General features: G+C 47.1%; 21 protein-coding genes. 16 read left to right on the plus strand and 5 right to left on the minus strand.

Annotated features, from left to right (window positions below; genetic code table 11):
* Window positions 1–76: 76 nt before the first annotated feature.
* Entirely contained in the window at window positions 77–931 is an 855-nt protein-coding gene (locus tag ACR1R9_RS28485) for a methyl-accepting chemotaxis protein (RefSeq protein WP_076287349.1), read from the minus strand.
* Window positions 932–1,202: 271 nt separating this feature from the next.
* Here ACR1R9_RS28485 and ACR1R9_RS28490 point away from each other — a divergent pair, with 271 nt between their 5' ends.
* Window positions 1,203–1,895, plus strand: a complete 693-nt coding sequence (locus tag ACR1R9_RS28490) for a Crp/Fnr family transcriptional regulator (protein WP_063567772.1) — start codon at window positions 1,203–1,205, stop codon at window positions 1,893–1,895.
* Between the two features lie 141 nt (window positions 1,896–2,036).
* Here ACR1R9_RS28490 and pepT read toward each other — a convergent pair whose 3' ends face one another.
* Window positions 2,037–3,275 carry a peptidase T gene (gene pepT / locus ACR1R9_RS28495; RefSeq protein WP_326066745.1) on the minus strand — a complete coding sequence of 413 codons (1,239 nt, stop codon included), beginning with the start codon at window positions 3,273–3,275 and terminating at the stop codon, window positions 2,037–2,039.
* Between the two features lie 537 nt (window positions 3,276–3,812).
* Between pepT and ACR1R9_RS28500 the strand changes: the two genes are divergently transcribed.
* Window positions 3,813–4,847: an NADH:flavin oxidoreductase/NADH oxidase gene (locus ACR1R9_RS28500; RefSeq protein WP_433922177.1), complete on the plus strand. Its 1,035-nt coding sequence runs from the start codon at window positions 3,813–3,815 to the stop codon at window positions 4,845–4,847.
* Window positions 4,848–4,999: 152 nt separating this feature from the next.
* On the opposite strand, the gene ACR1R9_RS28505 is transcribed toward ACR1R9_RS28500, so the two are convergent.
* Window positions 5,000–5,869, minus strand: coding sequence for a class I SAM-dependent methyltransferase (locus tag ACR1R9_RS28505; RefSeq protein WP_433922176.1), 870 nt, complete (start codon window positions 5,867–5,869; stop codon window positions 5,000–5,002).
* A gap of 262 nt (window positions 5,870–6,131) precedes the next feature.
* Between ACR1R9_RS28505 and ACR1R9_RS28510 the strand changes: the two genes are divergently transcribed.
* The 8 genes from ACR1R9_RS28510 to ACR1R9_RS28545 all read left to right on the plus strand — a co-directional run bounded on the left by ACR1R9_RS28510 (window position 6,132) and on the right by ACR1R9_RS28545 (window position 18,050).
* A complete protein-coding gene (locus ACR1R9_RS28510) occupies window positions 6,132–6,554 on the plus strand; it encodes an SRPBCC family protein (protein WP_433922175.1) in 423 nt (140 codons plus the stop codon).
* 216 nt (window positions 6,555–6,770) lie between these two features.
* Window positions 6,771–9,869, plus strand: coding sequence for an ATP-binding protein (locus ACR1R9_RS28515; protein WP_433922174.1), 3,099 nt, complete (start codon window positions 6,771–6,773; stop codon window positions 9,867–9,869).
* A 99-nt stretch (window positions 9,870–9,968) separates the two neighbouring features.
* Entirely contained in the window at window positions 9,969–11,129 is a 1,161-nt protein-coding gene (locus tag ACR1R9_RS28520; protein WP_400347973.1) for a response regulator, read from the plus strand.
* A 27-nt stretch (window positions 11,130–11,156) separates the two neighbouring features.
* Window positions 11,157–12,503 (plus strand): cryptochrome/photolyase family protein, encoded by a 1,347-nt coding sequence (locus ACR1R9_RS28525; protein WP_433922173.1) that lies wholly within the window; start codon window positions 11,157–11,159, stop codon window positions 12,501–12,503.
* Between the two features lie 250 nt (window positions 12,504–12,753).
* Entirely contained in the window at window positions 12,754–13,929 is a 1,176-nt protein-coding gene (locus ACR1R9_RS28530) for an acyltransferase (protein WP_063567780.1), read from the plus strand.
* A gap of 404 nt (window positions 13,930–14,333) precedes the next feature.
* The gene (locus ACR1R9_RS28535) at window positions 14,334–15,944 is read left to right on the plus strand and encodes an HNH endonuclease (RefSeq protein ID WP_433956406.1); all 1,611 of its coding nucleotides are present in this window, start codon (window positions 14,334–14,336) and stop codon (window positions 15,942–15,944) included.
* A 309-nt stretch (window positions 15,945–16,253) separates the two neighbouring features.
* Window positions 16,254–16,889 carry a TVP38/TMEM64 family protein gene (locus ACR1R9_RS28540; RefSeq protein WP_433922171.1) on the plus strand — a complete coding sequence of 212 codons (636 nt, stop codon included), beginning with the start codon at window positions 16,254–16,256 and terminating at the stop codon, window positions 16,887–16,889.
* An 87-nt stretch (window positions 16,890–16,976) separates the two neighbouring features.
* Window positions 16,977–18,050: a DUF1835 domain-containing protein gene (locus tag ACR1R9_RS28545; RefSeq protein WP_433922170.1), complete on the plus strand. Its 1,074-nt coding sequence runs from the start codon at window positions 16,977–16,979 to the stop codon at window positions 18,048–18,050.
* 56 nt (window positions 18,051–18,106) lie between these two features.
* Here ACR1R9_RS28545 and ACR1R9_RS28550 read toward each other — a convergent pair whose 3' ends face one another.
* A complete protein-coding gene (locus ACR1R9_RS28550; protein ID WP_433922169.1) occupies window positions 18,107–18,622 on the minus strand; it encodes a cupin domain-containing protein in 516 nt (171 codons plus the stop codon).
* A gap of 148 nt (window positions 18,623–18,770) precedes the next feature.
* Here ACR1R9_RS28550 and ACR1R9_RS28555 point away from each other — a divergent pair, with 148 nt between their 5' ends.
* Complete coding sequence (locus ACR1R9_RS28555; protein ID WP_099857953.1) at window positions 18,771–19,778, plus strand: NAD-dependent epimerase/dehydratase family protein; 1,008 nt, start codon at window positions 18,771–18,773, stop codon at window positions 19,776–19,778.
* A 160-nt stretch (window positions 19,779–19,938) separates the two neighbouring features.
* Here ACR1R9_RS28555 and ACR1R9_RS28560 read toward each other — a convergent pair whose 3' ends face one another.
* Window positions 19,939–20,112 carry a CsbD family protein gene (locus ACR1R9_RS28560; protein ID WP_076287359.1) on the minus strand — a complete coding sequence of 58 codons (174 nt, stop codon included), beginning with the start codon at window positions 20,110–20,112 and terminating at the stop codon, window positions 19,939–19,941.
* Window positions 20,113–20,303: 191 nt separating this feature from the next.
* Between ACR1R9_RS28560 and ACR1R9_RS28565 the strand changes: the two genes are divergently transcribed.
* From ACR1R9_RS28565 to ACR1R9_RS28585, 5 genes are all read left to right on the plus strand, one after another.
* A complete protein-coding gene (locus ACR1R9_RS28565; RefSeq protein ID WP_099857954.1) occupies window positions 20,304–21,236 on the plus strand; it encodes a hypothetical protein in 933 nt (310 codons plus the stop codon).
* Window positions 21,237–21,272: 36 nt separating this feature from the next.
* Complete coding sequence (locus tag ACR1R9_RS28570) at window positions 21,273–23,081, plus strand: RNA polymerase sigma factor (RefSeq protein ID WP_433922167.1); 1,809 nt, start codon at window positions 21,273–21,275, stop codon at window positions 23,079–23,081.
* A 673-nt stretch (window positions 23,082–23,754) separates the two neighbouring features.
* Window positions 23,755–24,201, plus strand: coding sequence for a DUF1641 domain-containing protein (locus tag ACR1R9_RS28575; RefSeq protein ID WP_024629786.1), 447 nt, complete (start codon window positions 23,755–23,757; stop codon window positions 24,199–24,201).
* A gap of 23 nt (window positions 24,202–24,224) precedes the next feature.
* Window positions 24,225–25,406: an NAD(P)/FAD-dependent oxidoreductase gene (locus ACR1R9_RS28580; protein WP_076287362.1), complete on the plus strand. Its 1,182-nt coding sequence runs from the start codon at window positions 24,225–24,227 to the stop codon at window positions 25,404–25,406.
* Window positions 25,407–25,744: 338 nt separating this feature from the next.
* Complete coding sequence (locus ACR1R9_RS28585) at window positions 25,745–26,389, plus strand: SDR family oxidoreductase (protein WP_076287363.1); 645 nt, start codon at window positions 25,745–25,747, stop codon at window positions 26,387–26,389.
* The last annotated feature ends 41 nt before the right edge of the window (window positions 26,390–26,430 follow it).

A 26,430-nucleotide genomic window follows, 5' to 3' on the forward strand; every position in this document is an offset into this window, starting at 1 on the left:
ATTACATCTAAATTAGTTATTATTCAAAGAGTACTGGTGGAGTCGGTAACCATCCTATCGGGAGATGCACATTTTCTTAATCATTCACAGAGTAACTGATCAGTTGCTCAGACAGGGCTTTCATGCGTTCTCCCGCTTCATTCAGCTTCTCGATGACATCCGTGAACGAAGATACGAGCGTAGCTTGCTCCTGAGAAGAAGCTGCAATCTGAGATACTTCGACTTCCATCTGTTTAATAACCTGTTGTACATCCTTCAAGCTAATATCAATATCGCTGGTAGCCTGTTTGGCATCGACAGAAAGTTTGCGCACTTCCGTTGCGACCACACCAAAGCCTGCTCCGGCTTCACCTACACGCGCAGCTTCGATAGCGGCATTGAGCCCAAGCAAGTTGGTCTGTTCAGAGATTTCACGAATGAACCCGGCAACCTTGTTGATCTGAGACGAATTCTTTACCGCCAGGCGTGTATTCTCCAGAATCTGTTCGCTGGTGGCCTGCAATTCCTCCGCATGAGCGGCAACGTGCTGGACCATTTCAACCAGGTTTCCATTAATCGTTTGGTTTTCTTGTATAATAGCTTCAAGCTGATTCTGGTTCGATTGATCATATGATACGCAGAAAATAGCAACGACCTGATGATTATCATCAAAGATCGGTACATTAAGGATATCAAGCTCGATACCGTAGTATTCTGCCGGCAGGTGGGTCAGAGAGGCTTCGTTTCCGTTCGTGAGAGCGGTGAAGTTCTTATATCCATCCAAAAGAGGATCACCTTCGTTGAATCCAAGATTGAACTTATCGGTGGAGACAGAATACAGTACCTTCTCGTGATCATACACCGTTAGACTGGCTGGTTCTCTAAGAATCATACGGATATAAGGCATTACTTTCAAAAGAGCATCTACAACGTTCATAACAGGTAGAACCATCCTTTCTTTATTTGAATTCTAAATTAGCAGTTGTAACTATGCTTATTGCTTTATCTTTCATCGGATAAGAGTGCGCTATCATGTACTTCTTTTTTCATAAAATATTGTCATTTTGAAGGCTGGATTTTAAAGTGTTTCCCATTTAAATGAATGTATTGGATATAAGTTCTAGTTGTAACTATTTTTATATCAAGATATTTGTACTGATCTATATCGTTTATGGGACATGTGTCCAATGCATATGTAGATCTACACAAGGGGGGGTTACGACATGAGAGAAATCATGGACTTTGGATTGCTGCGCCAGCTTGCGCGGGAGCATGGCCTGGATCAGGTGCTCGACGAGCCTGCACTTGCTGAATTAAGGTTGCTCGAAGCCTCCAAAGGCGAGATTATATGTGCCAAAGGTGAACGTCCCGAACGATTATATTTTCTCGTCCAAGGTAAGCTCAAGATTTATACAACACTTCCGAATGGCAAGTCTTTGTTGCTGCGTTTCAGTATGCCTCCTGCGCTGGTAGGTGATCTGGAGCTGGTCAATGGCAAGGAAGCCAAAAACACGGTGGAATCCGTCAACAAGAGCCTGCTGCTCGGTGTAAGCTATCGCTATCTCAAGAATACATATGCTGAAAACCCGAAATTTCTTCATTTTATGCTCAGTCATGTGACCCACAAATTATATACCTTCTCGAACCTATCGAGTCTTAATCTGCTTTATCCTGTAGAGAGCCGTTTTGCAAGCTATTTGTTGTCCACGATGGAGCAGGGGGAGCAGATTACAGAAGAAATCCAGACCTCCAAGCTAACAGAGCTGGCCGATATGCTGGGCACGAGCTACAGACACTTGAACCGGGTCATCCATGACCTCCGCGACCGTGAAATCATCCGCAAAGAACAGCGCAACATTGTCATCTGCAATCTGGAGCAGCTGCGTGAAATTGCGGGAGGTAATATGTACGAATAAGTAGGTTAAATGGCAGTGCTTCACAACTGTTGTACGGCAAAAATGTTAAAGACACCCTCTGCAGATCAGAGGGTGTCCAGTGCCTCCACCTGTCAGGTGAGGGCTTTTTTTTCTTTGTCGTTCTATTAATTTGGATATGGTTTAAACATCTCCACGCTGTTCGAATAATTGAGCGATTTCCACGATAACCTGTGTGGCCTTCACCATATTATCCACCGATACATATTCGAATTTGCCGTGATAGTTCTCTCCGCCAGTGAAGATGTTGGGTGTAGGCATACCCATGTACGAAAGCTGGGAACCGTCTGTGCCTCCCCGAATTGGGCGGATGACAGGTTCGATATCCAGGCGAGTCATCGCTTCGTGTGCAATATCGACGATCTGGCGCACAGGTTCGATTTTCTCACGCATGTTATAGTATTGATCATTTAATTCAATGGAGATACTTTTCTCGCCATATTTGTTTTTCAATTCGCCCACGACATCCAACAAATACGCTTTACGTTCCTCAAACTTCTCCCGGTCGAAGTCCCGGATGATGTAACTCATCTTAGTCAGTTCGACGTCTCCCTCGATAGATAACAAATGATAGAATCCTTCATAACCTTCTGTGAATTCGGGTGCTTCCTCCGCAGGCAATCGGCGGTTCAACTCCATCGCAATTTTAGCCGAATTGACCATCTTGTTTTTGGCTGTGCCAGGGTGCACGTTGGTGCCCCGTACTGTGACTTTGGCAGCAGCCGCGTTGAAACTTTCGTATTCCAGCTCGCCAAGTGGTCCGCCGTCCACCGTGTAGGCATATTTGGCTCCAAAAGCAGGGACATCGAACTTATGCGGCCCACGGCCAATCTCTTCATCCGGGGTAAAAGCAACACGAATCTTTCCATGTTTTAATTCCGGGTGTTCAATCAGGTAGGCCATTGCTGTCATGATCTCGGTAATACCGGCTTTATTGTCCGCGCCAAGAAGTGTTGTGCCATCTGTTGTAATCAGGGTGTGGCCTTTATATTCACGCAGTTCTGGGAAATCAGTGGTGGATAATACCACATCCAATTCCTGATTCAGCACAATGTCCTGTCCATCATAGTTGTCGATGACCTGTGGTTTGACATCTTTGCCTGTGAAGTCGGTTGCTGTATCCAGATGAGCCAGGAAACCGATCACTGGAACATCCTTGTCTGTGTTGGATGGCAATGTCGCCATTACGTAGCCGTTATCATCCATGGTCACTTCCTGCAATCCAATGGATGTACATTCTTCAACTAGGTATTTACCCAAGACCAGCTGGCCTGGTGTGGAAGGGCAGGTCTCGCTATTTTCATCGGATTGTGTGTCCATTTGAGCATAGGTTGTTAGTCTTTGAATTAAAATATCTTTCACCAGTAATCGCTCCTTCGGCTCGGTTAGTATATAAGTTGACCAATTATTTTACACTATCACTACGAGGTCAGAATACCCTTCTGATCGCTGTTATCCCCAGATTTTTTTGATTCCCTTATTAAAAGGGAAAATCCGGTGATAAAGGCGAGTGTGTGCTTCCGATGCAGCTTTCTTTCAGAAAGCTTTTAGCTTCGCTGCTCCAGTTTATCCTGCCCTCTCCGTTTTCGTGTAACCGTTAGGTACAACTTATATAAAGTGGGTATAGTATAACCTGTATGTCTGTATGGCTATCATATCATGTTTTGGGTTCATTTCGAGTTGTGGTGAATGCACAGAAGAAAAAGGCCAACTAGGTATAAAAAAGGGTACTATCTCACAAAAAAGTACGTACTTGTATTTCTATAGGTTAGGTTCATAATAGTTATTGAGGATTTGAAGCAGGACAACTGCGGCAAGCATGGGCAGCTGTTTTCCGATCTGGAAAACAAGGAATTGCCTCAACATATATCAACATATTGAATAGGAGATGGAATTGAAATGACAGAGAAATTATTTTCCCCTTATCAATTCAAGGGACTTCAACTAAATAACCGTGTCGTTATGGCACCGATGTGCCAATATTCGGTTACTGCTAAAGACGGCATTCCGAACGATTGGCATCAGGTACACTATGTAAGCCGTGCGGTTGGGGGTACAGGGTTGATCGTGATCGAGATGACGGATGTTGATCCGGACGGACGTATTACTGACAATGATCTGGGCATCTGGTCAGATGAACACATTCCTGCCTTTACCAAGCTGGTGGATGGCATTCACGCTTATGGCTCCAAGGTGGCGATTCAGATCGCGCATGCTGGACGTAAAGCAGAGGATGCGGCTCGACCTGTAGCTCCATCAGTGGTTACCTTCCCTGGAGAGAGCTTTAATACACCACACGCTTTAACTACAGAGGAAACACAAGCCATGGTACAGAAATTTGCGGACGGTGTACGCCGTGCAGTAGCTGCGGGAGTCGATGCGATTGAGCTGCATGGTGCACACGGTTATCTCATTCACCAATTCCATTCTCCACTGATGAACCATCGCAAGGATGAGTATGGACAGGATCTTTCCCGTTTTGGTGTCGAGATTATTCGTGCAGTGAAAAAAGAAATGCCGGAAGATATGCCGCTGATTATGCGGATTTCGGCAGTGGAATACGCTGATGGCGGGTATGACATTGATCATACCATTGAAATTTCCCGTGCCTATCAGGCAGCAGGCGTGGATATGTTCCACATTAGCTCTGGCGGTGAAGGACCTTCCGGACAACGTAAACCGGGTAACTACCCTGGTTACCAAGTGCCGTTTGCTCGTCGTTTCCGTGAAGAACTGAACGTTCCTGTCATTGCGGTAGGCATGCTTGAAGATTCAGCTCTGGCTCAAGCGGTTATCGGCAACGGTGATGCAGATCTGGTCGCGGTTGGCAGAGGTATGCTGCGTGATCCTTACTGGGCGACTCATGCAGCTCTGGAACTGGGTGTTAGCAAAGATAAAGCGGCTATCGCACAGCCATATTCCCGCGGGTACTGATCTTAATTAGAACATTTTTAATTAGAACACTTATATAAATTCAATTAAAAAGGGATGTCTCATATGTCATGAACATGACGGAGGACATCCCTTTTTAGCATCATTACAATCTAACGAATCGAGCAACTGTTATTAGCTGCAATTTTTACGTATTAACCAATCGTATGCACGTTATTTCCTCGATCTTGGATCTTACCCGGTGCGGTCGATTCGATAGCGCTTTGACCTGAAAGTGAATCCACTTCCGAGGGTAGTCCTCGTGTCGCTTCAAACACAAATTTCTGATCAGAACGCGAAGGTTCTTGGTCGGGATCGAAGTCTGCATATACAACAACGTCGACGAAACCGATCTGTTCCAGAATCATGCGCAGCTCCTCCACGCCGTACCAACGTAATGCAAGCTGTTGCAGTTCTGTGGCTATGAGGGTGCCATGGCGCCACTTTTCATAGCGAATTAAACTTACTTTGTACTGCTGAAGCATATTGACTTCGATGTCTTTGCTCTCCATTGTAATCGTATCGCCATCCGGTAATTGAACAGTCGAGGTGCCGGAGTAGTGTGAAGTCGTATTCGTTACATCGGGTAGAAAGAGGTCCAGCACAAGTCGGCCTCCAGGTTCCAGATGTTGATACAGATTACGCAGGGCCTTTATGGAAGCCTGTCTATCTTGAATAAGCAGCAGGGAGCCTGCGGCGATGATAATGACTTCATACCGATAAGGAAGATCAAGTGTTTCCAGATCAGCAGCGAACAATTCAGGCATGGGCAATCCCCGCTTGGCGCAAAGAGCTCGGCATGAATCGAGCATATCCGTTGAATAATCAAGACCGTCTACGTTCAAACCAGCCTCAAGTAATGGAATCAGCATTCGACCTGAACCAGACATTGCTTCCAGGATGCGTCCATTGCAGTTCATCAGATAATCACGGTAAAATTCAATATCGCCTCCGAGGGATTGGCCAACGGGTTTGGTGGCATTATAAACCTCGGTACATAACGGACCATAATAACTAAAAGACATGTAACGTTTCCTCCACAACATAATTAGAATAAGAATGTGGAAGGGACTAGCTACGAAATCTTTATCCCTTCCGGCAACGGTTGGAATTGAATTTTTCAGAGCAGACTATCATAAGAAATCACGCAACTTTTATGTAATATGTTCCAATTATAGATTTGTTTTCAATGCGGGTCAACAGAGTACCTGTTGTTAGCAGAATATATTTGACACATATCATCTAATCTTGAACAATGAGTTATATCCATTTAGAAGGAGAGATATCATGGAATCTTCAAGTGCATTGCCAGATATTCGGGAACAACTGTTACTTCACGCACCTGTGGAGAAAGTGTGGGCGATTGTATCGACGTCGAAGGGCTTGGAATCATGGTTTATGCCAAGCAATCTGGAGCCTGTGGAAGGGCATGAATTTATATTGGAAGCAGGACCCTTTGGTAAATCACCGTGCAAAGTCACGGAAGTTCAGCCGCTACATAAGCTGTCATTCCAATGGGGTAAGGACTGGACACTTACGTTTGAACTGACGGAGCAAGGACAAGACACCGACTTTACCTTGATTCACAGTGGCTGGGACGCGGACAAACTGACTGAATTTGGACAGGCTCATGCCATCATTCGTGAACGGATGGAGCAGGGATGGGCTGGAATCGTGCAGAAACTGGCCCAGGTCGTTGGACAAGCGTAAGGAAACGAGAAAAGTAAAACAGATAGCCAACAAGTTCAAAAAAGTCACAGGTCTTACTCCGGTCTGCATTCCGGTAGCTGAGCCTGTGGCTTTTTTGACGTTAAAATATCATGTAAGAACTATTTCCGTCAGCAACAGAAACGTGTAACATGGAGTTATAGGTATAAAACGACAAAATTAGACGTCTCTCGCCATGGAGGCGGAAGGATTACATAGATGAGAAAACACTGGGTTATGCTCACCATTAGCTTTATATGTATTGTTGTTTTTCCTCTGGGTTCCATTGTACAAACGTTATTTACCGAGCGCGGCAACCCTCATGCGAATGATGGGGTTATGGACCTGACCGGCTGGAATTTCGATAGACAGGGGGCTGCTTCCCTGGATGGTACGTGGGATTTCTATCCGGGCCAATTGTTGACACCCGTTGACTTTGAAGCGGATGTATCTGGACGCAAGCCGATTTCCAAGCCTCTCCCTATCCATGTCCCATCCCGATGGAATGGAACTCTTGGAGAGGCGCACGGTTATGGAACGTATCATTTGCGTGTTCGCATTCCCCCGAGATTAGAGAAGAACGATTATGGGATACGTACTCAAAATATCCGCATGGCCCATCGTTTATTCATAGATGGCAAAGAGATTGGCGGCAAAGGGCTGCCAGGTACAACGGAAAATACCGATATTCAGCTCAATTTGCCTTTTACGGGATTTACCTCCATAGATGGCGACGTTGCAGATATTATCATTCAGGTATCGAATTACAGCTACTCGTCTGGCGGCATTGTTGCATCCATTTTGTTCGGAGACGAGCACAGCATTCTGAAAGGCCAACAGCAGGACTGGCTCAAGGATCTGATGACACTGTTCGGATTTATTCTGCCAGCGGCCTTCTTCCTGATGCTCTTCCGGCTGCGGCGCAGTGAAAAAGAGCTTCAGTATCTGGGATTATTCAGCCTATCCGGTGCGTTGTACGCATTGACTCATGGAGAGAAGTTGCTGGGAACACTGTTACCGTTCTTACCGAATAATGATATTCTGCGGCTTCAATTAATCAGCGCGGCTCTTGCGTATTATTTCTTGCTCCGTTATATGGATGCACTGGTACCTGGAGCGGTCCATCAATGGTTTGTTCGCTTGGGTGTGGTTTTGGTACTCGTCCAATGCGCGGTGGGTCTTACATTGTCTCCTGTTCTGTTCTCATTGCTGGAGCTGCCCATGCTGCTAATTTCACTCGTGGTGATTGGTTACACGCTGCGAGCGATGCTCCATTGGCTGAAAAAGCAACCGAATGACGGTCATTTTGTCCTGATGAGCATGATGAGTATATTTATGGTGGTTGTGCTGCACACCGTTGGTGCTTTCACCACCGTGGATACGACATTTCTAGCACTGTATGAGTTGCTGTTATTTGTCTTTGCACAGATGATTCTAACAGCGATTCGGTTTGCACAGTCATTCCGTGAAGTTGAAGCGTTGTCTGAACGTTTGCTTGCCATCGACAGTCTCAAGGATGAGTTTATGGCGAATACGTCCCATGAACTGAGAACTCCCCTGCATGGCATCATTAATATAGCTCAATCGATGCTAGAAGGGGCGGCCGGGGCGGTCACACCCAAGCAGGCCAAAAATCTGTCCATGATCACCTCAACAGGAAAGCGGCTTTCGCTGCTGGTAAACGATATTTTGGACTTTTCCAAGCTCAAAAATGGTGAAATTGAATTAAAACGGAGTGCTGTGGACCTCGAATCCGTTGCCCGAACGGTCGTTGAAGTCTCTGGTTTTACCTTTGAAGATAAACCGGTTGTACTGATTCAACAATGGCCTCCAGCGTTGCCGTTGGTTGAAGCGGACGAGGATCGCCTAAGGCAGATTCTGTACAACCTGCTGGGCAATGCGTATAAGTACACGAAGCAGGGTGAGATTCGTATCTATGCTCGTGTGGATGGAGCTATGGTGACGGTATCTGTCGCCGATACAGGTGTCGGTATCACCCGAGATAAACTGGAAGACATATTTCAGTCTTACGAACAGGGCAATGGAACAAGTGAGAGGGTTAACGGGGGAACTGGTCTTGGACTGAGTATCACTCGCAAACTGGTCGAGCTTGGGGGAGGGACCATTTGGGTAGAATCGGAGCTAGGTGAAGGTTCGACCTTTCATTTTACCCTGCCAGTTGTGCAGTTTCCTTTGCTGCAAGCGAGTTCGAGGCCTGTTGCAGCCCAATATGTATCTACTCAAGAAAGAAGAACGCAGGATACGGCAGCAGCCGTGGATTGGGATGAGACGGATGATAATCTGGAAGCAGAGCATACCATTCTGATTGTGGACGATGATCCTGTGAATCGACAGGTATTGTTCAATCTTCTATCCACGGAACGTTACCGTGTCATTGCAGCAGATAGCGGGGCAGCAGCACTGAAGCTTCGTGAAGAATACCCCTCCATTGATCTTGTCATTACAGACTGGATGATGCCGCAAATGTCCGGGCTTGAGCTGTGTCGCAAGCTGCGTGAGAACAGTTCCTTGTCCGAGTTGCCCATTCTAATGCTGACAGCTCGTGGGCTGCCAGAGGATATCAAAATGGGATTCCAGGCAGGAGCAAATGATTTTCTGAGCAAACCTGTGGATGCAGGTGAATTGCGTGCAAGAGTACGGACGTTAATTGAGATGCGTACCTCGGTACAGGAGGTTGTTCGTACGGAAATGGCTTTCTTGCAAGCCCAGATCAAGCCGCACTTTCTATATAACGCGCTCAACGTCATCATAGCGACATGCGCCGTCAATCCGGATAAAGCGACCGATTTGCTTATTGAACTGAGTCATTACTTGCGGGGAAGTTTCGACTTCCAGAACCGCGACCAACTGGTTCCACTAGCGAAGGAACTGGAGTTAGTGGAGTCCTATGTACATCTGGAACAAGCACGGTTCGAGGAACGTTTGGTGGTCCATTATGATATCGACCCAGATGTTCGTCTTTACCTGCCACCGCTTAGTATTCAACCGCTTGTGGAGAATGCGATTCGTCATGGGGTGATGGAACGTGCTGCAGGCGGCACGGTTAACCTGGGCATTAACAGGGAGGATGAACACATCGTCATTGTGGTACAGGATGATGGAGTAGGCATACCTCCTGAGCGTTTGGCTCAGGTAAGTTCAGGGCGAATCGAAGGTCCTGGAGGTGTAGGGCTACAGAATATTAATCGGCGCCTGTTGTCTTTATATGGTCAAGGGCTGGAGATTCAGAGTCATTCGGGGAAAGGAACGCTAATACGGTTTCGCATACCTGTGGAGAAGAAAAACGGTTCCAAATAATGGGCCGAGTTAGGCGAATTTGGTTAACAGATTATTAAACGAATGCCAAGATAATCGGTATTCCCATTGAATAATTCACGGCAGGAGGCTGGAAGAGCGATGAAAGCCATTGTAATCGATGACGAGAAACCGGCGCAGCTTCATCTGGAACGCCTGTTACGATCGGATGGGCGGATTACCCCCGTGCAGTGTTTTTCAACAGCCCGTGCCGGTCTGGATTTTCTGGCAAAAGAGCGTGTGGACGTTGTGTTTCTGGACATTGGCATGCCGGAAATGAATGGACTGGAAGCGGCTGAATATATACAGCAATTGGACAGCAGTATTCGCATTATATTTATAACGGCTTACGCCGATCATGCGGTTGAAGCCTTTGAACTTCAGGCGCTGGATTATGTGCTGAAGCCGGTAAGTTCAGCGAGGCTTGCCAAAACAATCGATCGCATTGCCGCAGGCATGATTTCCTCATCCTCTCAGGTTGCTGCAACTGCTGAGGTTCAGGAATCTGAGGCTGTGGAGTTGGATATCCGTTTGCCTGGATTGCTTACTTTTAAACATCTGGATATTTACAGAAGCCTGGATCAGGAAGCAGAGAAGCACAAGTGGCGCACAGCCAAATCGCAAGAACTGTTTGCTTTTTTGTTTCACCATAGAGGGGATTGGGTAAGCAAAGAGATTCTGCTCGATAAGTTGTGGGCGGATGTCTCTCAAGAGAAAGGGCTAACCCATCTGCATACTTCCGTTTATCAGATCCGTAAACTGCTGAAAGAATGGAACATGACGGGCAAGCTGGAATACAACATGAACCGCTATCGTTTGTTATCGGGTAATCTGGTGAGTGATGTAGAGCAGTTCGAGCAAGGTATGGCATACGCTGACGTTACATCAGACAATGTCGATCAACTGCGGGATATCGTCCCCCTCTACCGTGGTGACTATCTGGAGGAGCATGATTATCGCTGGGCTCAAGCCAAAGCGAGAGATCTGAGAAGTAAGTATATAGGACTGGTTATGGATATCGCGGAATGGGACATGAAGCATGGACGGGGCAAGGAAGCAATGGAGCAGTTGAGTGAACTACAGGAACGGGAGCCATATGCCGAAGAAATCTGCCGATTAATGATGAGGGTAAGTGCATCCATGGGTGATCAACAAGCCATACTCAGAATATATCATTCATTTACGCTGACCCTGCTTGAGGAACTGGGGCATCAACCGGAGCCGGAGACAAGCAGGCTGTATGAAGATTTAACGGCAAAGTAGGCAGAAGTTCAGGCAGGAGGATGAAGCATGAAGTTATTCATACATCGCAAAGATTTGCGCACAGATGACCTGGTCGCATTCGATTATTTACTGCACCAGGATGCAGAGAGTCTGCATGTGCTCATCTATGATCCGTTTCTGCTGCGGCAAGGTCGTGAACAGGAACATAGTGGAGTGAATTTTCTACAGCATGCTGTAGAGCTTGGTAAGCGGTACCGCGAGTCAGGCCGTACGCTGCACATGGCTTATGGCAAACCAGCTGAGGTGATTGATTATATTCTCGATCAGATGCAAGGTCGTATAGATGAAGTTGTAGTTCATCGGGATATGACCCCATATGCAATTGAACGGGACCGTGGAATACGCAAGGTAACCGAGGAACGAGAAGTCACATTTACGCAGCTGACGGATCATCTGCTGATGGATTTGAAGGGATTCGCTGATTTTACGGGCAAGTCCGAGCCATATAAAGTATTTGCTGCCTTCCACCGACGCTGGGTGGAATTCATGAATGAGCATCCTAATCCAGCTTCAACCACTACGGTTGCAGAGGTGAAGGTCAGTGATCAGCAGATAGAATGGCCAGAGACCTTCCAGGTACCACAACAATTGCTGGCGTATGATGTATCTGATTTGAATGATCCTCATCTAATGTTGGATGGATTTTTATCTGATAGAATTGCCGATTACGGCGACCATCGGGATGAATATGAAGCTTATGAACCGAGCCGGCTCAGTTCTTATGTAGCTGTGGGGGCTGTATCCATCCGCAAGATGTACGATGCTGCGAAACGCACGGAGCATTCGGACGAGTGGATCAGACAATTGTGTTTCCGTGACTTCTACCTGTATCGGGCAGTGTATGAGAGTCATTATTTTACATATGAAAAAGTTTATGATCTTTCGGCGCTCAGCGAGGTTCACTTCGAACGATGGTGCAAGGCCGAAACAGGCATTCCGATTATCGACGCAGCGATGACGGAACTGAATGAGACTGGACATATGCCGAATCGGCTTCGTATTTTGACCGCAATGTTTCTTACCAAAAATCTGCAGTGCCCATACACGCTGGGTGAAGCGTATTTCAGACGTAAGCTCCGTGACTATGACAATATTCAAAACCGGGGCAACTGGCTGTGGTGTGCATCACTTGGCGAGAATGCAGCTCCATACTTTCGGGTGAACAATCCGGTGACACAGTCAGAGAAGTATGATCCCCAAGGGGATTATATCCGCAAATGGCTGCCTGACTTGAAGGATTTGCATAGCAAAGAGATTCATCAGCCTCGCCAGGATGCCATTGTGGATCTGAAAACCTCAAGACAATCGGCTATTGAGATCTATAAACAAATTCTAGCTAGTCGTCAGCATTGAAGTTTACCATTTTCATCCCAGTGAACCAGCAATATTTTGGACAGATACGAAACAAGCTCGCAGGCCGCGTCATAGCGGTCTTTTTTACATATATAGACATGAAAAGACTGTGAAACATGTTGAATATTTAGGAACTTTTAAGAATTTGGACTACCCATCTTAAGCTTTATGCTTTTTAATAGATAGTGTGCTTATCGTATTAAGTCATCTTAGACATATCAACGAAACATATTAAGGAGAAACGCTAATTATGAGTGAAACAATCAAAAGAGAGCGAATCCCAGAGCTGAATCTCGTACGGGCAATGGCTATCATCGGCGTGCTGTGTGTGCATTCCACTTCATATGCGACGGTAGACATGACGGGTTCAGGGTATTACTGGCTGTACAATTTTATTAATATTTTTATGAAATATGGTACACCAACGTTTATTTTCATGAGCAGTTTTGTACTGTTCTATAACTATTATTCTCGCCCGCTAGATAAGAAGCTGGTCAGCAACTTCTACAAAAAAAGATTTGTTTACATTTTACTACCGTATTTCCTATTTTCATTAATGTATTTTGTTATCCTACACTTCACGCATTATCAGGGCCGTCCGTTCGGTGAATCAGCAGTAAGCTTCATAACGAAACTGTTCACTGGCAAGGCGTATACGCATCTGTACTTTGTATTTATTAATATGCAATTTTATCTTTTATTCCCGTTGGTATTGTGGCTGCTTAAGAAATATCCCTCAGTTGTCAAGTGGTCGGTACCGATTGGGTTGCTCATTCAGTGGGCATTTATCGTAAGTAATAAATATGGCTTCCAGGTGCCGAACAAGGGAAGTTGGGCATTCTCGTACTTCTCTTATTTCATGCTGGGTGCATTTATCGGGGTATACTTTCCGAAGATTAAACAATGGTTTGTCATTAGTCGGGAAAATGCAACTAAAGCTCGTGTAGTTTCATGGATTTTGCTGTGGGCGGTATGGATTTTTGCCGGACTCGGCCATGTATACATTTATTATCTGTTGCGCCTGAAAATTGCGACATATAACACGCTGTGGTACGAGTTTTTCTGGAATCTGCATACGTTCGCCTGTGCGTTGGTGCTCATTCAGATTGCGTACCTGCTCTATCGCAAAGGACCATCGCTGATCGTTAAGCCGCTCAATCGGCTTGGGGCACTGTCCTTCGGTATTTATCTGATACATCCATTCTTCCTGTTGATCTATCGGAATTATCCACCACAAACCGGGGTATCCTGGCTGATTCACCTGTGGTACGCCGGAGGTTTTGGTGTGGCGTTAATCGCATCGTGGATTGTGGTTGGACTCACGGCAAGATTTGTTCCGTTTGCATGGGTAATATTCGGCAATTTGCCAAAACCGAAGCCACGTCTGGTACCACAACAAAACTCGGGACAACTCGACGTTCGTTAAAATATTTATGCTAATACAGGAATAATAAACCGTTTCTTGGTCGACCATTAGGGTTGAGCGGGGAACGGTTTTTTTGATTGCCGATTAGATTCATACATGGGGAACGGATGTTTCTTTTTCATAAGCGAAGGGTAATGAGAAGGCGGAACACAATTTATCATTTGATAAGCAGATAACTTTAAGAACAGGATTAAGGTGAGAACAATGACAACATGTGAACAATGCGGGAAACCGATGCAAGATATATTGGAATACGTGGAACACATACTTCACGAATGCGTGGGGCAGACCCAGGAGTACAAGACAAAAGACTATGAGACATCTGGCTATGAGTGTGTTGGCGAGCAGATGTGATACAATAGAAAGAAACCGGATTCATACGGAACCGAGGTGACAACATGGAGATGGGCTCGGCCCCTTTCCGGCAGGAAATGACGGAACATGAAGCGCAACTGACCAAGACATGTATGTATTGCGGGCAAAAGCGACCTTTGTCCGAATTTCGACGAAGAACCGGAAAGCGGGCTGGCCCGGGAGCCAGACGTGGCGCTTGTCGTCACTGTCGTCAGCTCGGTGGACAAGCCGATAACAATAATACCTCACTCCGGCCTACGGATGAGGCGATAAAGAGTCATAAAGGTGCTGCGGCTGCACGGCCTTCTGCACCTGCAAGTCATATAGCAGAACGGAGCGTCGATCCAGCAATTGGTACGCCTTCTGTTGCTGCTGCTTCAGAAGGACACGGCGAGTCACAGCCGCCGGTGGGGTCATCTTCTTCGATGGAAGGTGAAACGGCTGACTTCGTTGCTTCTTCAACTGTTTCTTCGCCTTCGGGCAACCGCAAGAAGAGGAGAAGGAGGAGAAAGGCGAAGCGCCCAGAACTGCAGTCGGGTAATGAGCAAACGGAGCCGCTCTCCGGAACTGAGGTGGAGAGCGAGAAGGTAGATCAGCCGCAGACGAGGGCTGATCTGCAAGAAAGGGATTCGCAGACGCATACAGCGAATGCTGATCCATCTGCGAAGCGTGCCCGCGCGCGTATAGCCGCTGGCACGGATCGGGCCGCCGAGCAGGAGATTGCGGCGGCGAAGGCTCTGCTGCCAGCTAAGCCGCAAGGCCCGGCAGCAGAGCCAGGGGCTGCGGATCAGCAGACCGCAGCCAAGCGCAAACGCAAGCGGCGCCGCAAACGTGCTGCCGCGCTGCTGTCCGGCGCAGGACAGGCCCGCAGCATAGCTGAGGCCAGTGCGCCGAACCTGAGCGACCGTGGCGATGCCGCGGTCGCCGGACCCCCAGCAGCAGCCGCGCAGCCTGCCGCTGCCGCAAAGCCCGCCCCCGGCCAAGCGCCGGGCACGGCCATGGAGGCTGCGCCTCCTGCACCCGTGCGCCAGCCAGGCTCGCCCGGGTCGAAGCCGCGCCCGGCGCGCAAGGAGCGTGCGCCTAAGGCAGGCGGCGAAGACGCAGCCCGTGCCGGATCATCCGGGCAGCGGGCGCCTGCACATTCCAGCCGCAGTCATGGGGCTGGAACGGAAAGCCGTCCCCGCCGTCATACTCCGGCGGTGCCTGTAGCGATTGATCCGGAAGATCCGTCATCGCTTCGGACGAATCGGCAGGGCATGGTGCGCATGCGTGGCAAGACGGACAAAGGGCGGCGCTGGCATCAGGAAGTGGATATGGAGCTGGCGGTCACGTTGGTCAAGGAAAAAGCCGCTGTTGTGGTTAATCGGTACACGATCCGTCGATTGTTTAGCAACAAGGATTTCAAACGGTTTATTTTGACCCGTGATAACTATACCTGCTACTTCTGTGGATCGTATGGAGACACGATTGACCATCTTCTGCCACGAGCTAAAGGTGGGCATACCACCCCACTTAACTGTGTCTGCGCCTGCAATCTGTGCAACCAGTCCAAAGCAGCGATGGATGCCGAAGAATTCATGCGTTCCGGTATTCCCGAGTGGAATGCTGCGCATCAGGAAGAGCTGAATGAATTGGCAATGAAGGAAGCTCAGCTAGAATAAACGGTTTATGCGAAATACAAATACTGCCCTAAGCTTGTTCACCAGTGGTTTCAAGCGGGTATCCGAATAAATAGAGCACACCAAGACTGAACAGGTCCGGGTGTGCTTTTTTTGTTTTTCAGCGCAGCTGGTGAAATTTCTTCAAATTGACAACGGTACAGCGCTCATATGTACGTTATACTGGGGAGACTGAGTCGTGAAACTTCACATCCGTTTACCAGATGTATTTTATAATGGGCACCACATCTTTAGAAAATTTGAACTGTATAGATTGGAGGGAAGCAGATGAACCCGGCATCTTTGGACATCATGTCCTATATTACGGAAGAGAATATTCGTTTTTGGCTGGAGAAGTTTCGCTCCCTGGGCCCTTTACCGGCAATTTTGCTTACCTTTATGAAATCATTCGTGCCCCCGCTGCCTACACTGCTCATTGTTGGGGTTAACGGAGCGGTGTACGGGCTATGGGCAGGATTTTTATATTCATGGATCGGGATGGTACTCGGCTGTACCGTTACGTTCCTGATTGTACGGGAGATTGGGAAGTCGGCTTTTGTGGAACGTTGGGCTAATAAACCCCGTGTGCAGCGCAGCATGGTATGGATTCGGCGGAATGCATTCAGTTATGTGTTTTTGTTGAGTATTTTTCCGGTTGGTCCGTTCGTCATTATTAATGTAGCGGCAGGTATTGCGCGGATGAGATTAATGTCCTTCCTGCTTGCGGTGAGTTTTGGTAAAGCCATTATGATCTTCTGTGTGACGTATATCGGTTCCAATGTAGCTCAGTTTATGGAGCACCCTGTGCGATGGGGCGGCGTGTTGTTGTTTATCGCGGTATCCCTTTGGGCAAGTCGGAAGCTGGAGCGGCATTTTACCCGTTCGTCATCCAATCGTGAGGAAATGAATGATCTGAGTCACTCCTCTGGAAAGTCTATTTCGTCGTAAACTTACGATGATACAAATACGTACGTTCGATTTTGTATGGTTTAGTCGGAGATAACCATCGGTTTAGACTGTTTGGAGGGGATAAGCATGATTGACAATATCTTTGATTTTGATCAGGAGCTGTACCGTATGGATGAGGACGAGCTGCGTTCGTTATTGCGTACGCTCTATCTCAGCGCAGATATGGCAGTCAGTGATCAGTCAGCGGAAGAACATTCTGTTCATTTTGCAACGAAAATACAGTCGATATTTAAGACATTGGATGAGAATCGGAACCGGGAGAAAGCGGAGCAACAGGCATTAAAGGCACAGATACCACGTGAAATTCATATAGCGATTGGTGAATCGCCACTAGGTAGCATTAAGATTGCGATGGGCAAGGTTCCAGGTCGCTCGGAGCGGCGGTTTTTCTCTATGAATGACTACTATGCCATCGGTCCATTGGGCGATCTGACGAACAAGGCGGATTTACACCGCAGGCACCTTTGGCTACTTGAGAAATTCTATTGGAATGAGCATGGAAGATATGCCGTCCAAGGCATGGATGAGCTGATTCAATTAAACAACATGTTGAGTTCAATTGATGAAGATACGCGAATCATCATCTGGTATGCGAATAATGCTCATGAGAGAACGGGGCTTTTATATGCCATGCATTTGCTTCGTAAAAGGCTGGGGCCTATTTATTTGATCGATACCGGTGCATTATATCGGGAATTATTCAACCCTTCTGAAGTTCAGTATGATGTTCCTAGAACAGGTGAAATTTTTTCCGAGAAGTTGTTAGCGATGTGGCAGCACTGTGTGAATGCTGAACCGTTGTCTTTGGAGAAACGCAAACACATGGAGCAAGAGTGGGTGAATTTGGCTGTGCAGCCTGGATTTCTGCGATTAATGAAGGATGGCGAGATTCAGAGCGTGCAAGAAGACGCGATCGATGAATACATTATGCAGAAGGCCAGAGAAGTTACATTAACCAGACAGCCTGGCGAGTTTATAAAATCAGCCCGCGTCGTAGGTGAGGTGCTGGGCCATCTTGAACAAGCTGTCGGAGACGCATTCATTGAATATCGTATACGACAATTGATATTGCAGGGACGGCTTGAGATGGAAGGGAAGCCACATGCCATGCGATTATACAGTGTGAGGCTCCCTCAGTGACCGAAATATGGACTGTTCCCGGTAGTTTTTTTATCCCGGAGCAGTCCATTATTCTTTCATGTCTTATTCTGTTTCCATAACTCCAATAGTGGCCCCCCTTGCCCATAGACCGGATCGGTATCCGGGGTGGGAACCTCCTGAATTTCACGCAGAACTTTGGGACGCTCTCCCGGTTCACCCGTTCGGGTATTATACATGCCACCTGGATAGGCCCCTGCAATGCGGAAATCAAGGCTCGCACTCCGCCGCTTATGTCCGGTTCCCGCAGGTAATACGACGACATCTCCTGCCTGAAGCCGCACAACCTTTCCATGTTCCCCACCAAGGATGAGCTCAACCCAACCACTCACCACTGCAAGTGCTTCGTGAGCATTGCTGTGATAATGATGATAATCAAACACGCCGTTAATCCAGCTGTTTCCCCATCCGTTTTGGTTCAGCAACGACTCTGCACGAGAGGAATCTGTTGCCCAAATCCCCTTATACAGAAGTACAGGCAGACTTGGATGATTGGGGATCACACCATCGTCCTGGAATAACATTGTCTGTACATTGTTTATGTCCTCTTTCATCGTAAATATTACCTCTCTATGGCATTACCCGTTTATTTCTGGAGAAGAACAAAAAACAATTGTAAAATGATACAAAATGTATCACTATAAGGTTATAATCAGAACATAGACTCTCTTCAGTGAACTTGTTGTATTAATCCAAGGGGGAATGTGCTTGAATATTGTCATTACAGGGGCTTCTGGATTTGTAGGATTTAACCTTTCTCAGTATTTGGCGCAAAAAGGACATCGAATCACCCTGGTGGACCAGGATGATTATTGTCAGAGGCTTGTTCACAGCTCTCCACTTCATGAGATGGCTTTTATCTGTTGTGATCTCGCGAAGGACAGATTCAGCTTGCCGCACGAAACAGACTATATTATTCATCTGGCAGCGATGCCGCACGTAGATTATTCGTATCATCACCCCGGAGAAGTGTTTCGTAACAACACCCTCAGTACACAGGCCATTCTGCAATACGCTTCCGATCACCATATTCCCGTGGTACTGGCTTCATCCGTTGAGGTATACGGAGGGGAGATGGGCAGAGTGTATCACGAATCCGATGAATATGCTCCGGTATCCCCTTATTCCGCTTCCAAAGTAGCCTGTGAGATGCTCGCAAGATCCTACGCTCAATGTTACCAGCTTCCTGTAAAAATATTTCGTTTAACCAATCTCTATGGTCCTTGGCAGTTGCCGGATCGGATTATCCCGCGTAATTTTGGCCGAATGATGGACGGCCTTCCTCTGGATATTCAGGGATCAGCTGTACGTGATTTTCTGTATGTGGATGATGCGCTGCGAGCGATTGAACAGATTATGCTGAATGGACAAGATCAGCAGATCTATAACATTTCGACGGGACAAGGAACGACCATGCAAGAGATCGGAGCTCAATTGCAACAATTGCATACTTCTAATGGAACGGCGGAGATTCGAGAGCAGGAGCCCACCCAGTCCAGGGGTTCGAGTCTGGTCGTTCACTCTGGGAAGTTACGGTCAGAGACCGGATGGTTCCCCCAGACGACGCTGGAGCAGGGACTGGAGCAGACCTTTCGATGGTATCAGGAACATCCCGAATGGGTAAGACAATTCAGCCGTGAATACCACACGACAAGAGAAGCACGCAGTTTTATTATCGATATGGCAAGATATGCAGTTCCGGCTATCTAAATAGGACAAAAAAAGCCAGAGAAGGGTGTAGTGAATAACACCTTCCTTGGCTTTTTTGCGCCCCCGTCGAATCCCGGCTTTCAACCGATATGGACGGTCGGGCAAAGATTCTATATTTACTGCACGAATCGTCGTGCGTGTTCACGTTTAACGAATGGATCTAGTGATGTTTTTTTACATCAGCAATTTTGTCCTGCACAGCACCTTTGGCTTTGTCTTTTTTGCCCTCAGCCTGAAGGGATCTGTTGTTAGTTGCATTACCGACCTGATCCTTCACTTCGCCTTTGGCCTTGTTTACGCCTGCTTTGATTTTATCGCTAGTTGAATTACTCATATCGAACATCTCCTTCGTTTCTGGTGTAGTCCTTATTAACCGGGATGTCCGCATTCTAAACGTTCGCTAGTTCATGCGGGCAGAAATTTGTTCTGAATATTCTGTCAGAAATGATCTGTACGAAGAGTCAATATAAGTATAGGCATTGCATGATCGCGTGCTTCATTAAAGAAATGAGAGGATGTTATGATATGAGCAATTATATTGGAAATGGTGCATATTGCTACGCCAATTCAGCTTCAATGCTGCTGTCGTCCATTGGAGAAAAGGTAGACCCTGGTCTGCTTGAAACCGTCGGTGGCTTTTCACTAGGGGCCTTTCGAACGCAGGAAGACCTTCTCTTTTTTGATAATTGTACCTCTAGTCCTGATCTGGCCATCAGCAAAGCGATGAGCATTCTGGGGTTTAGTGTGCGTGAAAGTGTGCAATCAAGGGGTACAGAGATGCCTGTAGATGAGCTAAGAGAGGCCTTGAAGCAGGGTCCTATGATGATGGGTCCGCTGGATATGGGCAAACTCGTCTACAATCCCAACTTTCCCAACCTGGGTGGTTCCGATCATTATGTAGTGGCGTTGAGCATGGAGGGCGATGAAATATGCCTGCATGACCCGGCTGGATTCCCGAATGTCTTCCTGACATTGGATAAACTTGAGGAAGCATGGAAGTCTGAATTCCCGTGGAGTAGCGGTGTGTATCGACGATGGTGGAGTCCTGAACGCATGGAACAGCCTGATCTGGAGGAGATTAACCGCCGCGCTTTTACTTGGTTCAAATCAAGCCTTACAGAACAGCTCAATGACATTGCTGCTCAGGAAGGACAAACAGGAGCTTCAGCAATTCTAGATAAGGCGGAACAGGTTCGTGCTGGATCAATCGATGGTAATGAGTGGGCTCATTATGTGTATTTTGCTCTGCCAGTAGGCGCGCGTCGTGCCCATGATTATGGCTTATTTTTTAAAACAATCCATCCTGATCTTTCTGCTTTGAAATACGCACAATCCCGCCAATTCGGGGAATGCCAATCCCGTCTTGTCTCCCGGAACTGGGAGGCTGCTGCGACAATCATGGAGGCGCTTGCGGAGACGGAAGCTATGATCGAAGCTGCTATTTTGAAGATGGAGTAATGTAATGAAGCAAGGCTATAAGAGAGGGAGATACAAATGGATGAATTAGCTGACAATCGCCATATCACGCCGGGGCAAGGTGAGACATTCAAAAATGGGAATAAGGAGTCGGACATCGCGCTTATCCAACGAGCCCAAACTGGGGATACAGAGGCCTTTGGTGAGTTGATTCACCGTTACCGCGGACAATTGTTCCGTTATGTGCGAGCACTTACGCATGATTCTTATCTCGCAGAAGACATTTTACAGGATGGGTTTATTCGTGCGTTCATTCATATGAGACAGCTTCAGAATGCTGACCGTTTTATGGCCTGGATGCAGCGCATTGTGCGTAATCAGGCGTATTCACATATGCAGCGCCGAGAGCAGCAACGGGAACAACATTTTTCTTCGTTCTTTGCATTTGGATTTGGAGCCGATGATGCCTCATGGAGCGATCAAGACTCGCTCGACATGACGCTGAATCATTTTTTGAATGACACCGATCGGAGATCCTGGGAGACAGGCTATGATCCGTATCAAGCTGTTGCTCAGCAGGAAATGAGGAACAATCTCCACAAGCTGCTAGGTTGTCTGAATGAGAGAGAGCAACAGGTCTTTACATCGTATTGGATGGAGCAGCTGTCGCCGCAAGAAATTGCCTGCAAATTCAATCTAACAAGTGCTAATGTGTATCAAATTCTGTCCCGTTCACGTAAAAAAGTGTCGCAGCTTCATATTCATTTATCTGTAGAAGAAATGCTGGCAGAGTGGCATTCAATCGGACAAAATCGATTGATTTTGGAGGAACCCCTTTCATTTCGAGCTCCCCAAACCTGGAACTCGGCAGCAGCATCCATTCACGAGATGTTAGGTTATATCGGTTCATCTCCATCTCTCCCCATGGTTATGGGGATGATTGGACTTTCTTTTCGTCTGACCATCCTGCCTCAGGACATACATATCGCTGGCCCCACCGCCTATAACTTCAAAGAGGTGCTTACCCGAGGATTGCGGCATATGGGTTATCGTTCCCATGCGGTTGAGGCTTTGGCGAGCGAAGCGGGGCTCAATGCCAATCTGGTCGATCCCTCGATGCTAGAGGAGAAAGCGAAAGGGAAAAGGGTGCTAAATCCAAGACTAGTCCGCGCCCTCTCCCTGATTCGTTACTCCATTCATCGGGGAATTCCGGCCGTCGTATGGGACCTGAATATTCCCGAATTCGGATTGATCTATGGCTATGATGATGCAGTTCGAACCTTATACGGTACAGATTTCATTAAATCAGGAACAATTCCCTATGATCATGTAGGGCGGGGTGTGAATCAGGAAGTATTTGTAATGACAGCGGAATCAGATGGCATGATACGAGAAATGAACCTGCGCGCAGCACTGACAGATGTTTTGGCTCATTATCGTGGGGAGGACCCGTATACCTTGCCGAACACGGTCAGTGGTCTGGCTGCCTATTCGGTCTGGAGAGAAGCCCTAGAATATAGACGGGTAGAACCGAACGGTCATGCCTATAACCTTGCGGTTTTGTGGGATGCAAGACGTTATGCAAGTGAGTTTTTCAAAGAACTTTCTGTAAAGTGGGCTTCGACTCCCCTCCATTCCAGCTTGATTCCACTCTGTCTTCAGGCGGAAGAGTTATATCGAAACATGTCCCAAAGGTTAAATATGCTCAAGCAGTGTTTTCCTTTTCCAGATGGAGGACTGCCTAATGAGAAGCTTCATGCCGATCAGGCTATCTCGATACTTCTGGAGGTGGAGGAATTGGAGCGGGCTGCTGTCATTGTAATACAAGCGTTGCTTGAAGAAATGGATCAGCATTCCCCAAATGGTTATGGTGTGACCTACATGTAACGATCAGATCAGGCAAACAGTGAAAGAAATATCAGAAGGCCGGACGATCCGTCAGGCCTTCTTTCTGACTTTTTTGCTTTCATGCCCGGATAGGTTCATACTTGAACAAGAAATGATGTCATTTCAGGAATAAGGCTGCACCCATAGCTGCATAATAACGACAGTGACCAATTTCGTTGCATGAAATTCATGGTTTTGGAAAACAATTCCTGTAAAATTCAGTTGAAAAAATCCTTCCTTGTGTACATATCGCACATATGGTCATATGGGGTCTTGTCTTCATACCACATGTGGTAGGATTACGGATCTGGGACAGGAGAATAATCGATTTTAAACCGACCGCAATGCTTGACAAAAAAATCGATTTTGTTACAATGTTCACAATATCTTCACAAGTGTAAAAAATTTCTTTTTCATGTTCATGTGTAAGAGGTGTAATATAGGGGTATAGAGTTCGGTTTCGGCCTGCTTGTCGTTTTGCGTCAACACATGTTGTCCGCAATAGACCCAAGATACAATACACGATGTGGGAACGGCCCTTGGGCTATGCTCATTCTATTGTGTGAAATTTGGTACATTTAGTTGTATTGGATGTATTTGTGGTTCGGCTCTGCTTGACAGGCATCATGAAAGTCGCGGACTTCTATCCCAAAGTAAAGGAGGACTTTCTCTTATGTCACAATCGCCTACTCAACAAGAGGTGCCGGTTACAGAAGGTGCCGACGTTTCCCAACGCCAGTCCTTGGACGTACTGGATCAACTGATGAAGCCTGAGGTACAGGAGTCTCTGACCGTTCTGGTGGAGAACCTGCCTAAACTGGCTGAAATGGTCACTGCAATGACCAAAGCTTATGACTTTGCACAAAGCGTAGCTACAGACAAAGTTCTGATCAGCGACACAATGAGCGCAATGGGCGAGTTTGCTAAACCTGTTGTAGACAAAGCTAAAGGTGTAGCTTCTGCTGCCATCGAAGCAAGTGATCGTGCGCAAGCCGAGCAAACTTCGGTTGGTTTGTTCGCTATGCTCAAAATGCTTAAAGATCCAAACGTACAACAAACGCTGCGTTTTGCTCAATCATTCCTGAGCATCCTGAACGAGCGTCAACAACAGCAACGTTAAGATTAGAAGAACGGAGGATGGATATGTCGAAGCAAATTTTGATCTTGGGCGGAGGTTACGGTGGTCTGTTGACTGCGCTGACTGCGCGTCAATACCTGACACCGGAAGAAGCGACTATTACAGTCGTGAACCGTTACCCTACGCACCAAATTATTACGGAACTGCACCGTCTTGCAGCAGGAAGCATTGCTGAAAAAGCAGTTGCCCTTCCACTCGAAAAATTGCTGAGTGGTAAAAATGTGAACTTGAAAATCGATACGGTGGATACAATCAAGCCGGACGAGAAAAAAGTTCTCATGACCAGCGGTTCTACTTACTCTTACGATGCACTCGTTGTTGCCTTGGGCAGTGAAACGGCATTCTTCGGAATTCCGGGATTGCAGGAGTACAGCTTCACGCTGAAATCCGTTAGCGATGCTAACCGCATTCGTGCACACGTGGAAGCTCGTTTGGATGCTTACAAACAATCCGGCAACAAAGCAGACGCTACGTTTGTTATCGGTGGCGGTGGTTTGACAGGTATCGAGCTTGTTGGTGAATTCGCTGACCTTCTTCCGGCTGTATGCCAAGAAAAAGGTATCGACTTCAAAGAAGTTTCCCTGTACACGGTTGAAGCAGGTCCTTCCATCCTGGCAGGATTCCCGCCAGAACTGGTTGAGCGTGCAAAATCGAGTCTGGAAAAACGTGGCGTTAACTTCATCGTTGGCGTAGCGATTACCGAAATGAAAGAAAATGAAGTTCTGCTGAAAGACGGAAGCTCGATCCCTACGAACACACTCGTATGGACAGGCGGCGTTCAAGGTAATGCAGTTGTTGCCAACAGCGGAATTGAAGTGGATCGTGGCCGTGCGAAAGTTACGGAAGTACTGCAATCCACATCCCATAAAGACGTGTTTGTTGCTGGTGACAGCGCAGTGGTCTTCCCTAGCGAAGGCGCTCGTCCATACCCTCCAACAGCACAATTGGCTTGGCAAATGGGTGAAACTATTGGTCACAACTTGGGCGTAATGTTCAAAGGTGGCGCAATGGAATCCTTCACACCAGTATTCTCCGGTACACTGGGAAGTCTGGGTCGTAAGGATGCTGTCGGCATGATCGGTGGCAACCAGACTCGTCTGAAAGGTCTGCCAGCAACCATGATGAAAGAAGCAAGTAACATCCGTTACCTTGCTCATATTCACGGCTTGTTTGCACTGGCTTACTAATACCTGTATGCCATGCAGCAGAAAGGCACCCCTCTTGGGGTGCCTTTTTTTATTTTTAACCAGTATCCGTTTGGCATAGGGGCTAAGTTCCATGAAGTGAATGCGGAAGTATAACCGATGTTATCAGATATATATTGAAGAAAAAAGTGCTCGGTATAACCGTATAAGGTGTATGGTATATTAAAGGAAAGACATGTTATCCGCATCTTGCCAGATGCGCTGAACGGTAGTAATACATAGCAGCCGGCGCTTAGAAGCGTCGGCTTTCGTTTAAATTAAAGACAAGTCTGTTTTATAAAAGCTAGCTTATAAAAGGAAAACCGAGAGGAGGATGACATATGAACGTATTAGTCATTGGAGCGAACGGACAAATCGGCAAATTTCTGGTGCAGCAACTGGTGGAGGAAGGGAAACATCAGGTCACCGCGATGATTCGCAAACCGGAGCAGGCAGACCTACTTAAGCAGCTTGGTGCCAATGTCGTAATTGGCGATTTGGAAGGCGGCGTGGATGATCTAGCCGAGGCAATGAAAGATCACAATGCCATTGTATTTACAGCGGGTTCCGGTGGATCTACGGGCGAAGACAAAACATTGCTCATTGATCTCGATGGTGCAGTGAAAACAATGGAGGCTGCACAGCAGCAGGGAATTACCAGATATATTTTGGTCAGTGCGTTTGGGGCAGATCAACGGGAGAAATGGTCGGACGCCATTAAGCCGTATTACGTGGCGAAGCATTATGCTGATCGGGCGTTGTTCGCAAGTGATCTGAATTACACCATTATCCGTCCTGGCGGTTTGAAAAATGAACCGGGCACCGGCAAAATCTCTGTAGGAACAGATCTGAAACCGGGAAGTATTCCACGTGAAGACGTGGCTCGTGTCATCGCTGCTTCCCTCCAGGAGGAGAAGACGTATCGAATGGCTTTTGATCTGATTGCTGGGGATGACTTGGTAGAGGATGCCTTAGGTAAATTGTAATTCGTATTGTAATATAACGGGAGAATGGAATGACGGAATGA

Source organism: Paenibacillus taichungensis, assembly GCF_050994985.1.
In the GTDB taxonomy this organism is placed as follows: Bacteria; Bacillota; Bacilli; order Paenibacillales; family Paenibacillaceae; genus Paenibacillus; species Paenibacillus taichungensis.